This window comes from Bacillus sp. HMF5848 (assembly GCF_003944835.1).
Taxonomy (GTDB): Bacteria; Bacillota; Bacilli; order Bacillales; family HMF5848; genus HMF5848.
The window spans coordinates 3,936,909-3,953,224 of sequence record NZ_RWIV01000001.1; the positions used below are offsets into that span (position 1 = coordinate 3,936,909).

The 16,316-nt window shown below is 41.0% G+C and carries 13 protein-coding genes and 1 pseudogene; all 14 read right to left on the reverse strand.

Annotated elements, in window-relative coordinates:
* Positions 1-153 precede the first annotated feature (153 nt).
* The gene (locus tag EJF36_RS18670) at positions 154-1,428 is read right to left on the reverse strand and encodes an aminotransferase family protein (RefSeq protein ID WP_125907742.1); all 1,275 of its coding nucleotides are present in this window, start codon (positions 1,426-1,428) and stop codon (positions 154-156) included.
* The gene (locus tag EJF36_RS18675) at positions 1,421-2,686 is read right to left on the reverse strand and encodes a peptidase (protein WP_125907743.1); all 1,266 of its coding nucleotides are present in this window, start codon (positions 2,684-2,686) and stop codon (positions 1,421-1,423) included. The genes EJF36_RS18670 and EJF36_RS18675 overlap by 8 nt, the downstream gene beginning before the upstream one ends.
* Positions 2,687-2,844: 158 nt before the next feature.
* Positions 2,845-3,507 (reverse strand): 3-oxoacid CoA-transferase subunit B, encoded by a 663-nt coding sequence (locus EJF36_RS18680; RefSeq protein WP_125907744.1) that lies wholly within the window; start codon positions 3,505-3,507, stop codon positions 2,845-2,847.
* Between the two features lie 109 nt (positions 3,508-3,616).
* Positions 3,617-4,318, reverse strand: coding sequence for a CoA transferase subunit A (locus EJF36_RS18685; protein WP_125907745.1), 702 nt, complete (start codon positions 4,316-4,318; stop codon positions 3,617-3,619).
* Between the two features lie 533 nt (positions 4,319-4,851).
* Positions 4,852-6,189, reverse strand: coding sequence for an aspartate aminotransferase family protein (locus EJF36_RS18690; RefSeq protein WP_125907746.1), 1,338 nt, complete (start codon positions 6,187-6,189; stop codon positions 4,852-4,854).
* Between the two features lie 52 nt (positions 6,190-6,241).
* The gene (locus EJF36_RS18695; protein ID WP_125907747.1) at positions 6,242-6,514 is read right to left on the reverse strand and encodes a YokU family protein; all 273 of its coding nucleotides are present in this window, start codon (positions 6,512-6,514) and stop codon (positions 6,242-6,244) included.
* Positions 6,511-6,921 (reverse strand): annotated as a pseudogene (locus EJF36_RS18700) (lysine 2,3-aminomutase); the annotation flags it as partial. The gene EJF36_RS18695 and the pseudogene EJF36_RS18700, both read right to left, overlap by 4 nt.
* A gap of 103 nt (positions 6,922-7,024) precedes the next feature.
* The gene (locus EJF36_RS18705) at positions 7,025-8,518 is read right to left on the reverse strand and encodes a glycoside hydrolase family 32 protein (RefSeq protein ID WP_125907749.1); all 1,494 of its coding nucleotides are present in this window, start codon (positions 8,516-8,518) and stop codon (positions 7,025-7,027) included.
* Positions 8,519-8,532: 14 nt separating this feature from the next.
* Positions 8,533-10,731, reverse strand: coding sequence for a GH32 C-terminal domain-containing protein (locus EJF36_RS18710; protein ID WP_125907750.1), 2,199 nt, complete (start codon positions 10,729-10,731; stop codon positions 8,533-8,535).
* A 23-nt stretch (positions 10,732-10,754) separates the two neighbouring features.
* Positions 10,755-11,597 (reverse strand): carbohydrate ABC transporter permease, encoded by an 843-nt coding sequence (locus EJF36_RS18715; RefSeq protein WP_125907751.1) that lies wholly within the window; start codon positions 11,595-11,597, stop codon positions 10,755-10,757.
* Between the two features lie 2 nt (positions 11,598-11,599).
* Entirely contained in the window at positions 11,600-12,484 is an 885-nt protein-coding gene (locus EJF36_RS18720) for a carbohydrate ABC transporter permease (RefSeq protein ID WP_125907752.1), read from the reverse strand.
* A 74-nt stretch (positions 12,485-12,558) separates the two neighbouring features.
* Positions 12,559-13,917 carry an ABC transporter substrate-binding protein gene (locus tag EJF36_RS18725; protein ID WP_125907753.1) on the reverse strand — a complete coding sequence of 453 codons (1,359 nt, stop codon included), beginning with the start codon at positions 13,915-13,917 and terminating at the stop codon, positions 12,559-12,561.
* Between the two features lie 174 nt (positions 13,918-14,091).
* Complete coding sequence (locus EJF36_RS18730) at positions 14,092-15,060, reverse strand: LacI family DNA-binding transcriptional regulator (RefSeq protein ID WP_125907754.1); 969 nt, start codon at positions 15,058-15,060, stop codon at positions 14,092-14,094.
* 414 nt (positions 15,061-15,474) lie between these two features.
* Positions 15,475-16,254, reverse strand: a complete 780-nt coding sequence (locus tag EJF36_RS18735; RefSeq protein WP_125907755.1) for a TerC family protein — start codon at positions 16,252-16,254, stop codon at positions 15,475-15,477.
* Positions 16,255-16,316 lie beyond the last annotated feature (62 nt).

Below are 16,316 nucleotides of genomic sequence, written 5' to 3' on the forward strand. Positions count from 1 at the left end.
GGCAATATGTAAATCTATAAAAATGAAAACACCTCAGACATTACCCAATTATCTTAATTATAAGAAAATTCATGGTATTGATATCATATCATAATACTAGCATTTTATGTAGTATTTTAGCCTTGCAGTTATTTCTGCAAGGCTTTTACATGATTATATACTGTTTATTGTGTCTTTTAAAATAGTAATTATTTTCTCCACTTCTTCATTCGTAATGATGAGTGGCGGCGCTAGTACAAGCGTATCTTGATTATCAAACGTCACCGCGCGACATATGAGACCCCGGTTCGCTGCTTCTTTTACAATTTGCGGGGCGAGGCCGCCCGTAAATTCGATCGCTGCCATAAGACCGAGGCCGCGGCAGCTTTGTATGATGTCAAAGTCGACTGCGAGTGAGCGCAAACCGTCTAGCAGCTCGGCGCCTCGTAGTTTAGCATTCTCAACAAGGTCTTCTTGTTCTAGTAGGTCGATGTTTTTCAGAGCGATGGCGCAGGCTGTCGCGTGTCCGCTGTACGTGTAACCGTGTAACAGCGTGCCTTGTGAGAGCTGCGTAAAATCTTGATGCATTTGCTCTGAGATCATCACTCCACCGAGCTGAGCGTACCCGCTCGTTACTCCTTTTGCAAAGCACATCATATCTGGCGTGACACCCTCGTAGTGCTCCATGCCAAACATCTTTCCGGTTCGACCAAACCCAGTAATGACTTCATCGGTAATTAGCAGAATCCCGTATTCCGTACAAATGTCTTTTATTTTTTTAAAATAATCTGCTGGTGGCACGTGCACACCACCTGCGCCTTGCACAGGCTCTGCGACGATAGCAGCAAATGTATCTGGTCCTTCTTGTTCGATTAGAGCTCGCAACGCTGTGACTTCAAAGTGGTCGACATGAAAAAAGTCGGGTGCGAGCGATTGGGTGAAATCGCGAAACGGCTTGAGTCCCGTTGCGCTTGTCGCCCCCATGGATACGCCGTGATACGACCTGTTTCTAGCGATGATTTTTTTACGCGCAGGCTCGCCCTTTAATAACCAGTAGTGACGCGCGAGCTTATAGGCGGTGTCGTTTGCTTCTGAGCCGCCTGATGTGAAAAACGTCGCAGTAAGCGGCGGTGGTGCTAATTGTGCGAGCTTGGCAGCGAGTTTGATAGCTGGTTCGTTACTAAATGTCGCGAAGCACGAGCTGTACGCGAGTGTCTCCATTTGCTTCTTTGCTGCTTCAGCTAAGTTCTTGCGCCCATGACCGACGTTGACATTCCACAGGGAGGACATCCCGTCAATAACCACGTTGCCTTGTATATCCTCTAGATAAATTCCATAGCCTTTTTTAAAAATAAAAGCTGGACCGCTCGACTGCTGCTCCTGGATAGACGAAGTTGGGTGCAAGAAATGCTTTTTATCAAGCTCTGCGAGATGCTGCGCTTCATCCATCGTGTTCACCTCCACACCAATCGATAATTGTTAAGGCAATAATTTCGGCCGCTTCGAACACTTTGTCTATTTCGATGTATTCGTTCGGGTGATGTGCGTTTTCAGTCACACCAGGACCAAACACAACGGACGGTGTCGCGCCAACATTTGTGAGCAACCCACCATCGGTGCCCCAAGGGGACGCTTCGATTGTTGGCTTGCGCCCGGTCACGTGCTCGAAGTGTGTGGTTAGCTTGTTGATTAGCTCGTGCTCAAGATTGATCGCTCCTGGTAGCCAGCGCGCGCCAAACCATTCGAGCGTGACGGGGTTTTTGGTGAACCACGGGTCCGTTTTGTGAAGCTCGGCGATCCACGTCTCTAATTCTTGCTTCGCTTCATCCATTGTTTCTTCTGGCGAGACACCAATGCGACCTTCAAGCTTTACAAGGTCCGGTACCGACGATGGCCAGTCGCCACCGGTGATTTTGCCAATATTAATAGGCACCGGGATCGGAATGTTGCTGTAAAGAGGATCGGTGATGCTGGCGTTTCGCTTTTCTTCAAGTTTCTTCACATGCTCGACAACAAGAAGCGCCTTTTCTATCGCACTGACTCCTTCGTACCTTGTGCCGCCGTGAGCAGAGCGACCTTTTACGTGAAGGCGAAACCACATCGAGCCTTGTTGCTTCGGAAAAATTTTCATATTCGTTGGCTCCGGGATAAGCGCCGCATCGGCTTTATAGCCGCGGTGGATGGCTGCGAGTGTTCCTAAGCCACCGCTCTCTTCTTCAATGACACTTTGAAAAATTACGTCACCTTTGAGAGGTGTTTCTTGCAGAGCGGCTAGCGCTAGGAGAAGAGCGACATTGCCACCTTTCATATCGGTAGCACCACGACCATAAAGCTTGCCGTCGATAATTTGCCCGCTGAAGGGCGGGTGTGGTGCCCATTGCTCAGGATCGCCCGCTGGTACGACATCAATGTGACCGTTTAAAATAAGCGAGCGCCCGCCACCTGTACCTTTTTTAATACCTACCACGTTCGGACTATTGGTGAAATCCGTTCGCGGCGAAGCAAAGTATGGGTGTTGCTTGAGTGTAGCCCCGTCTGGCTCCCACACATCGATTTGTAGGTTCAGCTGTTGTAGCGTGTCAATAACAATTTGCTGGGCGGGCTTCTCATTTCCTTGAGTACTATTTGCCTGCACGAGTCTTTGTAAGAGGGTGATGCCATAATTTCTGTTTGCCGCAAGCCACTCTTTTATGTGAGTTTTTAACAATACACTCCCCCCTCGGTGATTGTGTTGCTTTGTACGAGACTTTACAATCGTCGGCACACGATTTTGGTTACTAACGAGACTTATCTTCGTTTTGGAAGTTGTTATTGTCTCGATTCTCAGTTCAACCGCTTTATATTTTTACAAATGTCTAGCGGCGCTCAGTCCAACCGCTTTATATTTTTACAAATGTCTAGCGGCGCTCCTGTTTTGGCAATGACATCCTCTACTGTGTGCGGTGCCATTACTTCTTTTAAAAGTAAGCCTTGAGGGATGACTTCAATGACCGCCATATCGGTAATGATTAAACTTACACAAGCCTTGGCAGTAAGCGGCAAAGTGCAAGTCTTGAGGATTTTCGGATCTCCATTTTTATTACAATGATTCATGACAATAATGACTTTTTTTGCTTTTTTCGCGAGCTCCATCGCCCCACCAATACCAGGCACACGTTTTCCTGGCACAATCCAGTTTGCTAGGTCACCTGTTTCGCTAACCTCGAGGCCTCCGAGTATCGTCACGTCTAAGTAACCCGAGCGAATCATGCCAAACGCAGTCGCGCTGTCAAAAAATGAAGCACCTGGAACAGTGGTGACAGGAAAGCCACCCGCATTGCATAAGGTCGGATCCTCTTTTCCTTTGGCGGGTGATTTCCCGATACCTAAAATACCGTTTTCCGCATGAAACATGACATTAAGGTGGGGCGGGAGGTGATTCGGTACAAGTGACGGAATGCCGATACCGAGATTGACGATCATACCATCTTGTATTTCCTGCGCGGCACGCTTCGCGATTCTATTACGCGTATCTACCCCCATGCTCATGTTTAACTCACCTCCACACTTGGAATGTCGTAATTAATGGATACTTTTTGGTGAGGCATTCACTGGGCAGGTTCATAGCCGAACTTCTTTACTATCCTGTTCCACACACCTACTCCCATGCCCATGTCCAGTCCACCCCTTTACTTTGTACGACGCGATCCACGTACACACCAGGTGTGACAATTTCTTCAGGATCCAGCTCGCCGACTTCAACAATTTCATCCGCCTCCACTATCGTGATTGTGCCAGCCATCGCCACGAGTGGATTCGTATTGCGGGCACTAGTTTCATAGATAAGGTTGCCAAATGTATCCGCCCTTTTCGCGTGTATAATGGAGACGTCAGCTGTTAATGCGGTTTCTACTAAATATGCGTTGCCGTTTATGGTGATTTTTTGCTTACCCTCTTCGACCATGCTATCGAGACCAACGTCCGTGAGTATGCCAGCTAGCCCAACACCGCCTGCTCGGATGCGCTCCGCTAACGTACCTTGTGGGGAAAATTCGACCTCGAGTGTCCCGTCCATCATGTATTGACCGGCATTTGGGTTCGAACCAATGTGAGACACGATAATTTTTTTCGCTCGGCGCTGGCTGACAATTTTTCCGATACCAATCGTAGGAAACCCTGTATCATTTCCGATTAGCGTGAGGTCTTTTACACCTTTATCGAGAATACCTTGAATGAGAGTCGGGGGATTCCCGACGCCCCCAAATCCACCAAACATCAACGTACAGCCATCATCAATAAAGGCGAGCGCTTCTTCTAATGAAACAACCTTGTTTATTAGTCGCTTGGGAGATGACTTCATAGCACGAGCCCCCTAACTAATTTTTAAATTCCGGCGGAGTGTGTTGTTCGTATCTTTGATCCTAGCCCATTAAAGTGAAATACGCATAAACCGAGTTTTTTGACGCATAAACAGGTGAAACAGGCGCATAAACACTTGAAACTCACGCATAAACCATTAAAACTAGCGCATAAACACCAAAATCTCACGCAGAAAATGGTAAGGGTGGGGGATTTTTAGCTAATTTGAACTAAAATCAAGCATATTCGATAGATTTTGCCCCTAAACCATCGATTTTCGCCCATTAACTGTAAACACTTACCCCTAAACCACCAATTCTCACCCATAATCTGCAAAAGTTTACCCATAAATCTTTAAGCTTCGCCCATAAACCGTGAAAATCCGCCCTTAAATCAGCAATTTCCGCCCATAAACTCCGGAAATCCTCACCCTCATCTACCAAACTTTCTCCTACTCAACTTCAATCGTCAATCTACTACTTTCATCATTCAATAAACTCGCTCGCAAACTCAGATAATACAACTTTTCCCCTACTACAATTCCCCCGTTACTTCATCGACAGTTTCTTTGAAAATAGCAACTAAGTCATCAATCTGCTGCTTTGTGATAATAAAAGGTGGCGCGATGATGACGGCATCACCGTAAGCACCGACCTTGCCGGCAGATGAAGGGTACACAAGCAGACCTTTGTCTCTTGCTGTATCAACAATTTTTTTCGTCAACCCGACCGACAGCTCAAATGGCTGCTTCGTTCCTAAATCGGCAACAAATTCAACACCAATCATCAAGCCTTTCCCTCTCACATCCCCAATCACTTCTGACTTTTCGGCTAGCGCCTCGAGTTTCTTCATTAAATACGTTCCGTTTTCTTCAACTTTTTCTATTAGTCTATTTTTTTCTATATAATTTATGACAGCAAGAGCCACGGCTGCGGATAGCGGATTCGCACTTAGCGTGTGCCCACTCATAATAGAGTTCGAACCTGCCAATATAGGGGCCATCACTCTTTCACTCACGAGTGTAGCGGCGATTGGCGTGTAGCCTGCACCCATGCCTTTTCCCATCGCAATAATGTCGGGCTTTACATCCCAATGATCCATGCCGTACATCTTTCCTGCCCGCCCGATTCCCGTCATCACTTCATCTGAAATGAACAAAATCTCGTAGCGGTCACAAATCTCTCTTATTTTTTGATAATATCCATCTGGGGGGACAATCACACCACCCGCTGCGCCAACGATGGGCTCTGCAATAAACGCAGCAATTTGGTCAGCACCGGTTCGCTCGATTGCAGTCTCAAGTTCACTAGCGCAGAACAGCTGACAGCTCGGATACTTCAAATTGAACGGACAGCGATAGCAATACGGCGGAGCTACGGTTGGAAAGTCCTCTAACAAACGAGCAAACCGCTCACGCCGTTTTACATGACCTGATAACGACAACGCACCAAGGGTAATACCGTGATAGCTAATCCAGCGCGACATTACTTTCGTCTTTTTAAAATTGCCCTGCTCTTGATAGTGCTGAATAGCAATCTTAAGCGCTGTTTCCGTTGCTTCTGAGCCACTGTTAACGAAAAACGACCAGTAATCCTCCTCGGCTCCGACAAGCTCATTCAACTTAAGCGCAAGCTCCTCGGCTGGTTCGGATGTAAATTGGGACCGATACACAAACGAAACGTTTTGCGCTTGTTCATGCATAGCATCAACAATATCAGGGATCGCATGACCAATGCTCGCAGTAATCGCACCAGAGCAGCCATCTATATATTTTTTTCCGGTGTTGTCATACAAATATATGCCATCACCGTGTGTTACTGTTGGATAAACCTCATTGAGCATCGGCTTAATCAGTAACGAATGACGCTTCATACGAACCCCTCCATACATCAAATCGGGACTCAAAACGCTCCGACTCAACCTTTCAAAACTTAAAGTAATTTCTTTTTAACAATCGTGGTATATCCATTAACTCCTTATAGGAGATTCTTTTTCCAATTACATTCGTATCAATTAAAAGGAGTTGATCCTCTATTTCCTCCGTTACCTTTTCAGATTGATATTCCATCCCGCACGAATTGCACGTTACACCTGGTGTTTCTTCAATTTCAATGGCACGTGTGCCATCTGGTAACTCCCAATACACAGTAGATGTTGTGTTCATTACGTCACTAGCATCACACCACTCACATCTCACTGCGCTCCCCCCTTACTTTCCTTTTTCAATTGAGCCTGATATTTTTTCTCCTTCAGTTCATCACGCTTCTCTCGTTTATCTTTTAACGTGGAGTAATGTTCATTTTGCTTATAGCTTTCACGTCGGTCGTGGCGATGCAATGATTTTGGAACCAGATTAAATTGCTCATCGTTCAGCAGTGATGTAATTCCCGTTTTCGACGGTCGTAAATCGGCCGTTTCATATACTTCATTAAAATAAGCATCAGCTCGGCCTGCGACATAATTTTCTGGCTCTGGATAACTCGTGATCACACCCTCAAAGTTACGTAACACTGTCTTCGTTGGACTTTGCGACAGCAAGTAATTTGGCTGCAGCGCAATTTTTCCGCCACCACCCGGTGCATCTACAACGAATGTCGGGACTGCGTTTTTTATTGTAAGTAGATTTCGAGCTTGCTAGTTTGAATTGCATACAAAAACATCCCTACCTAAATAGGTAAGGATGCTCTAAGCTCTATTATCTTTCCCCTTAACAAATCTCCGACTTCACGAGTTTTTCGATATATGTCACACCGTCAGACGTCAGTGCAACATTGTCACCTAATTCCTTCGAAAAGAATAAAGATGTAAACACATATTCACCATCATTCACAAAAATCTCTATTGATGATACATCTAAAAAGATGTCTAGCTTCACTTTGTTCGTTAAGTTGATATGCTGGCTTCTGTTATAATCATTGCAGATTCTTAAATTCTCTATCGGATAGTTAGATGCTCGGCGGTCTAACACCATTTCATTTCTATTTTTATAAAACGTCATTGATATACTTTCACAATCGCCTTTGAGGCACTCAATTTTGAAGATGTTGCTTTCTGTCATGTCAAATGCAATGTTCAAGTGTTGGCTTTTTCCAGACAAACTACTATTATTGTATTCTCCATCAATGCGCAAATCTCGTAACTGTACTTCATTTTTTTGATACGATTCAATTGTGTGATACGGCTTTTGAATGAGTTTTCCATTCTTTAATGATAGCTCTCGTGGAAGTGACATCGAACCATTCCAGTCATGACGTAGCTCATGCAACGGATACTTCATATCCCACATATTCATCCAGCCAATCATCACTCTTTTTCCTTCTGCCGTAAGAAGAGATTGTGGTGCATAAAAGTCGAAGCCTTGATCAAGCTCCTGCTCAAACTCTACTGCGAATGTGCCGGTTTCGTACTCAAACTGTCCGACTAACGCCATTGTAGAGTGGATATTTTCAAAATTGTGGCCTACTCGCGGCTTTTCCTGTGGTGAAAAAAGTAGTACGTGCTTGCCATCTAACTCAAATATATCTGGGCATTCCCATACAGTCCCGTACTCCTTACCGAGCGTTAAGTCGTTTAAGTATTCCCATGCTATTCCATCTTGAGACGTATAAAATAATACGTGTCCAATATGATCGATGCTTTTCGCGCCTACAACCATATAATACGTGCCATTGTTTTGCCACACTTTCGGATCTCTGAAGTCCTCAATCCTAATTCCCGGTGGTATTTGCTCCGATCCAATTATGGGATTATGCTCGTACTTATGATACGTCGTGCCGTCTTTTGATTTGGCTAAGCATTGTACTTGTCTAATATAAGGAGAAGTATCGCCCTGACTGTCTGCTTGTGACTTCTTTTTAAAATTTTCATCATAAACTGTATCAAGATACGAGTCAATATGACCTGTATAATATAACCAGTGCTCGTTTTCAACTTGAAGCCCGGATCCAGAAAACACACCATTTCGGTCATAGTCTTCATCAGGCTTTAACGCGATGGGCTTGTGTGTCCACTTTATTAAATCTGTACTAACAGCGTGCCCCCAATGCATTGGCCCCCAAATCGAATCATATGGGTAATGCTGATAGAATAAATGGTATTCTCCGTTAAATAATGAAAACCCATTCGGATCATTCATCCATCCGCATTCTGGCATCAGATGATACGTATGTCTATATGTTTTGTTTCTTATTTTTTTAGCCATTGTAGTCAAGGTACTCACTCATTTCTTTTCCAAATTGACTTCAGTTTGTATACTCGTAATGATTTAACTTGGATATGTTTATCGCCGATAAGTGCCATATAATCACTATGCTGGCTAGTTGGATATGCGCGACTTGTTATCATTTTTTTATCATTTAAAAAACATTCAATTGTCGAATGATCAATAAATATATGTGCTTTCAATCCTGTCGTAATTTCTAGTGGTCCACCGTGAATATCGCCTGCAGATCCTAATTTACTTTTACGGCGGTCTAGTGATACATAGCTTTCCCGCTTGTCATACAGAAGCGTTGTTTTTTCTAGATTACTAGGGTCTTTTTTAATCTCTAAGCCCACTAAGCTGTCCGTATCTGCAAATTCAACAATAACTTCAATCATTTTCTCATTTATGGATTTAAGCTTTTCGTTCACTTCACATACTGTTGTGTTTTCTTCATCTATTAATACGTCCGCTCGTAACACCTGTAAATTTTCTAAAGGCCGGATTCTAAGCTCATTATTTTCTAAAAAAAGTTCAATTGGCAGCCCAGCATTATGCGCCCAACCAGCCTCAAATTCCTCCTGCTCAGTTCGGTCCCCTTGCAGGATGGAAAAAACAATCGATTTGTTACTAACGGGATCTACGAAGCCGCTTGGTCCACTAAATTTAAAGCGTCCATAATCAAATAGCTGTGGTTCATCTGTATTAGGAATGAAAGTAGCGCGCTCTCTATCAAACTCGCCGATATAATAATATGTATCCACTTGATACACTGTTTCTTCTATAAAATAACTCATAAACATAAATACATACTTTTTGTTACCTTCATCATCACTAACCGGTAAAAAAACCGGTAGTTCCCAATTCGATCCTAAATATGGATACTTTTCACTGTCACAAGTGAGAAATTCCCCTTGAAAACTCCACTCTTTACAATCTATAGACGTATAAATCCAAGCAGTTGGTCCCTTTCCTTCAATTCCTCCGCCAATGATGGCATACCATTTATCTTCTAGTTCATCCTTCCAAACAAAAGGATCTCGAAATTGCGACAGAATACCTTGCTTATCGGTCTGGGTAATCACACCTTTATCGTCCATCTTCCACTCAACAAGATTGGGGTCTTCGACATTTTTAGGTCGTGCCGTTGCCACACCTTGGTTATACTCTTTATTGAAATTTGCAGATGTATAAAATAAAAGCGGTACATCGTTCGGTCCTATCGTTGCTGACCCCGACCATACGCCAGATGGTGTTAAATCTCCTTTTTGCGGAAACAACGCTGTTTTTTCATTTTTCCAGAACACCATATCATCACTCGTCCAATGACCCCAATGTAAATTAGAGAAATACGGTCCTGAAGCATTTTTTTGGTAAAACAAATGATATTTACCGTTAAAATAAAACGGCGCATGAGGTTCATTCATCCAATGCTGTGGTGGTATCGCATGATATTGTGGCCGATGAACATCGTCTAGTAATCTCGTTTCATCTAAATCAATATTTTTAAAATCAAGATTTAGCTTATCTTGAATAAAAGCAAACTGTTCCTCAATGTATGACTGCGGGATAGCCTCATCAAACATTTGTATACGTTCAATTAACCCTGTAAACATACCGCCTTTAAATATGGGGCCAATCTTAAACGGAACATTGTTTAACCCGATTGATACAGGGATGTTAGCCGACATAAACGCAGTGCCTTCTAAGCTAGCAATAAGTCGACCATTTAGGTAAACCGAAAGCTTTTGCGCCTCTTGACTATACACCACCCAAATTTGTGATAATGTGAACAAGTCAATGGACTGTTCGCTCCGAAGCATATGAAGACGTGTGCCGTCACCTATTTCAAACTGCAACTCTCCATGTTGATACAAGCTAAGAGCAAATCCTTTTTTGTTTGTTTTATCTAATTGATCAATAATAGTAGTAGACACGTTACCATGACACGCTTCAAAGCATCTAGGTGCAATAAGTGCCATAATGGAAAAAGACCCGCTCACCTCAATGGGAGCATCAACGATATAAGTAGAATAGCCATCAAAATCAAGTGCAAAGCCTTCTAAAGGAGACTTAATCCACCGAGGTGAACAGCTATTTTTATATTTAGCGTCTTGAAACACATATTCAATTTGTAGCTCATGTCCTCGGATATGTTCTGTTGTTGTATTGCCTTCTCCTTCAGAAAAAGCAAGGTTATAAATAAGACTCATAACTCACCTCTAACTAGCGAAACTTACTTTATGCCAGATGATGTATTTTGTGGCATAATGTATTTCTGCCCCAAAATATAAACTAATAATATTGGAATGGTCGTAACGGTAAGCCCAGCCATAACTTGGTTTAAATACACGGGCTTTGTTTCATTCATGATGTTTACAGCAACGGATAATGGATATTTAGACGTTTCTGTAAAAATCATAAGAGGCCACACATAATCATTCCAAGAGCCGACGAACACTAATATGCCAATAGTAATGAAAATAGGCTTTGAAATCGGAACGGCAATACGAGTGAAAATTTGCCAATCAGATGCCCCATCAATATAGGCGGATTCCCGTAACTCCTTCGGAATGCCTTTAAAAAAGACCATAAATAAATAGATGTAAAAGGCGCTACCAATATGCGGTAAAGCTAAACCCCAAACTGTATTTGTTAAATTTAATTCGTTAATAATAATAAATATTTGAATGAGCACCGATTGAAACGGGAAAATGATTAAAATAATTAACGCACCGGATATATACTTTTTAAATGGTATATCAAATGTCGCTAACGCATAACCTGCTAACGAATTAACAAATAGACTACCAAATACAATTACAAAGCTATAAAACACACTATTAAAAAAATGAATGGCAAAATTAAATCGGCTAAACATTTCTTTATAAGGATCTAGCCATATACTGATGTTGCTAAATGTTGGAATGAAACTTTGGATCGTTCCTATTTCCTTAGATATTTCTGCGACTGTCTTTGTGCTACTTACGAACATCCAAACTGTTGGGAATAAAAATAGTACAGCAAATATAATGAGTATGAAAAATTTAATAGCTTTAATCCCAATATATTTCTTCATTTTTATTCCTCCTTAAATAGCTTTCGTTGCGCAAATGCTATGATGATCAGTATGAGCGCGAACACTACCGTTATCGCACTAGAGTATCCAATTTGACGATACCTTGTTCCTTGTTGGAACATATATAACAAAATACTTGATGTACTACCTTGTGGCCCCCCATTAGTTAAAACTAAAGGTTCAATAATGATCTTAAAGGTTCCTGTTGTAACAACAATGAGAACAAAAATAAGCTGTCCTTTAATACTTGGAACCGTAATATACTTGAATTTTTGCCAGCCATTGGCGCCTTCAATACTTGCTGCTTCATATAAATCTGCAGGTATTTCTTGGAGAGCCGCCATTAAGATTAACATTTGAAAGCTTATGCCTTGCCAGAGAATAATAAACGAAATAGTTGGTAGTGCTAAGTCAGGACTACTAAAAAACTGCAAATTCTCAAAGCCTAACTCTGACAAGAATACATTAACAATCCCTGCGTTAGGATCAAGAATGTTTTTCCAAAGTAGCGATACGACGATGATTGATAATATATAAGGTGAGAAAAAAGCCGTTCTGAAAAACGTATTCACTTTTGATTTTTTCGCAATAAGAATGGCTAGAAATAGCGATAAAGCTACTTGCAGCGGCACAATATAAATGACATATTTCGTAGAGTTTATAAACGATTGCCTTGCATATTTATCGTTCACAATTTCAAAATAATTATCTAAGCCTACAAACGATATATCGTTAGGTTTTAATAAATAGTAATCTGTGAACGAATACCACACTGCAAGAAACAAAGGATAGATAACAAACACTGATATCAAAACGAATGCGGGTAGTAAAAATAAAACTTTACTACTGATAAAGAATTTTAGATTTTTAGGTCTAGTAAGATTCATAAAAATTACTCCTTAATAGAATAGTAAGTATACAAATTAATTGTATACTTACTATCATTCTATCGTATTTACCTTTATTTAAATCTAGCCGCTTCACGGTCAGCTTTTTCAATGGCTGCATTGACCAAATTCTCTACAGAATCCGTTCCTAACGCAATACCTTCTACAATATCACCAAGTACATCTTCTAATACTGGGAAAATAGGGGATACTGGTTTTACATGTCTTGTTCCAGCTAACTGTTCAAGCATTAACTTTTTAGGGTATTCACTATACGTTGCTGATGTTTCCAACAATTCCTTGTGACCTGGGATTAATCCTGCTGCTTCTTCCATTGCCTTCGCACTTTCCTTGTTTGTTAAGTGCGCTACTAATTCCGCTGTTAACTCAGGATACTTAGTGCTCTTTGTTGCTGCTACATACCAGCTTCCATGCGGAGCAGAGTTATGCCCTTCTTTTCCGACTGGATAAGGCATCAACGACCAGTTTAAATCAGGATATTCGTTTTCAAACACACCAATCATCCAAGGTCCTTCAAAACTAATGGCAGCCTTCTCTAACGCAAAAGCATTCTCTCTTGCTGTTGGAGAAACAATGCCTTCTCTAAACAAATCGTTCATAAAGTTAAATGCTTCTAAAGCGTTTGGACTATTTAAGTAGCCCTCTGTATCCAAGCCATTATCTCCTACTAACTGAGCATTATTAGAGAAAATAATCGGTGAATGAGCATACATTTGCCATCCATTATTATCTGGGAACATATGCACAGGCTCTTGCCCCATGTAATCTCTCAATTTTTTCGTATTCTCTAAAAATTCATCGTAGCTCCACGCTAAATCTACTGTCCAATTTCCATTCTCATCAGCTGGAATTTCAATTCCTGCCTTATTAAATAAGTCGACATTGTAAAATACAGGCGCAGATAAGTCAAAAGATTGTAGTGCATACAAGTTATCTCCTACACTACCAGCCATGACAATTGGATCTAAATAAGAATAAATTGTTGTTGCATTTAAATATTCATTTAAAGGTAAAAGTAAATCAGAATCCACATACGATGCTGTATGTACACTTTCTAATGTGATAACATCAGGCAAGTCCCCTGTTGTAATGGCAGCGTTAATTCTATCGTTATACCCACTACCTTCACCCGTTTTAACAATATGCTCTACTGTTACCTTCACATTGTCATGTTTTTCTTCAAATTCTTTTGCTCTCGTGTCATAATTCATGCCTTCTTGTTCATCTGCTGGCACATGTACCCATACTGTTAATTCTTTTACTTCATCACTGTCTGTAGTAGTTGAGTCTGTTGATGAATTACTTGAATCTGATGAACTTGATGAAGATTCAGTATTATCTACTGAGCTACTACAAGCTGTTAAACCAATAACAAAAGCAACCATTAGGAATAAAACCAATATCTTTTTCACATATATTCCCCCTATAAGGTAGTGTTAGTGACAGTGGAAATGTTTCCACATTAGATAAAAATTTTAGGGCATTTCGCCCTATTTTCTCTTTGTGGAAATGTTTCCATTTGTTACTTTGAGTATAAATGAAACCACTTACATATGTCAACACCATGTTCAAATATTTTTTTATTTTTAGCATGTTGTGTCGCCTTTAATATATTCGACAGGATGAATGGCAGGTGTAACCTTTTCTCCACTTATTCTTTTAAGCAATAATTCCACTAAGCTTCTTCCCATTTTTTCAACGGGCTGTCTTATTGTCGAAAGTTTTGGTCTTAAAGGCGAATACGTCTTAACACCGTCAAAACCAATAATAGAAAGGTCTTGTGGTATCTTAATGTTTTTATCAAGAGCAAGCTGTACAAGATTTAAAGCCATAAAATCATTTTCCACAAACACACCATCGACATCTGGATAGGTTGTAAGAAACATATTTAAAAATGAAATTTGGTCTTTAATCGGATCCTCTTCAATATGAATGGCATATGGATCTCCTGCTTCTTCAGCCGCATCTTTAAAGCCCAACTTTCTTTTTTCTACTTCTGTATAAAGTCCTTTCGAATACGTACCAATAAAGGCGAATTTCGTACATCCCGCTTCTTTTAATATTTGGAAAGCTAATTGTCCCCCTCCATAATTATCACTAGATACGAAAGGTATATCTTCTCCTATATGACGATCTACTAAAACAATCGGCATAGAGTGATCTATTTCATTTTCTATAGCATTATAGGAGATACCAATAATGCCTGATACTTTGTTTTGCTTAAGCATATTGATGTAGGCTATTTCCTTTTTTATTTGGCCATCAGAATTACATAGCATAAGCTTATATCCATGTTTATCAAGTTCATCTTCAATGTAGAAAGCAAGCTCTGAGAAAAAAGCGTGGTGTATGGATGGTAAAAACAAAGCCACCATTTTATTGTTTTGTGATACGAATGCTCTTGCCGTTTCATTCGGCACATATCCTAATGTTTTGACTGCATCTAATACTTTCTTTGCAGTCTCTTCACTTACGTAACCAGATTTATTAATAACGCGCGAAGCAGTCCCCAATCCAACTCCTGCTAACTTCGCAACATCCTTTATCGTAGCCATGTAATCACCTCACTGACAAGAATACCATATGTGGAAACGTTTCTCTATCAAATTTATGTTATGTTCGGAATTTTTTAGTGGTCAGAGTGAATAACGTAGACATAACTAAACATTAACGCGAACACACTTTTCCTGCATGAGATTTGCCTTACTCTATATACATATCTCAAGAAATCCTAGGCCTTGTTTTATTGTAAGTTACCGATCTTATGATTCCGCAACTATCACGTGACAAAAAAACCTAAGAACGTATTAAACCAACATTCTTAGGATGATTTTGACACTCCCACACCTGCAGGAGATGGGCTTTCCCGTTCGGGAAGTTCTGTAATATTAAGTTTTTTGACAAGTCCTGCTGTTAAAGGACTCTAGTATAAGTCATACCTTGATCACACACTCAAGATGGTAACTGTGTTATAGAGATGCTCGTTGAGCCACTTCTTTCTTTCCTTTTGATAAAAACCAGCCTGACACTGCGATTAAGACGAGAACCACATAGAAAGTGATTTTCCATTCAGGTGTTTTCGCGAACCCAACTGGTAAAATAGCGAGGTCAGGGTGAGATAATGTGAACACAGCTAGCTTCACTCCTACCCAACCAACAATAACAAAAGCGGCGATTTCCAATCCTGGTCTCTTTTGCAGCAAAGTTACAAAGTAATTGGCCGCAAAACGCATAATGATTAATCCAATTAAGCCACCCGCAAAGATCACGAGAAACTTCCCACCATCTAATCCTCCTATTTTCGGTAGGTTAGTATTCGGAAGTGTGACAGCTAATGCCACCGCGGCTAATATAGAATCTATTGCAAATGCGATATCTGCTAACTCTACCTTTAAAACTGTTGTCCAGAAGCCTGCTTGTTTCTTTTCTTCTACAAGTCCTGCTTTTTCTTTCTCTTTATTCACTATTACTTTTCTAAAAATATGGTTAAGGGCGATGAACAACAGATACAGTGCACCAAGCGCTTGAACCTGCCAAACGTCCACTAAGAACGAAATTAAAAATAATGAAGCGAAACGGAATACGAAGGCACCTGCCAGCCCATAGAATAACGCTCTTTTTCTTTGTTCCTCCGGAAGATGTTTAACCATGATTGCAAGCACGAGAGCGTTATCGGCAGCTAGTAACCCTTCAATACCTATGAGTAGAAGTAACACCCATGCATATTCTAATAAAATTGAAAATTCCACTAATATATTCCCCCTAATTTTATAATGCAAATTATCGTTCGAAAGGAGGAAGTGAGTTATAT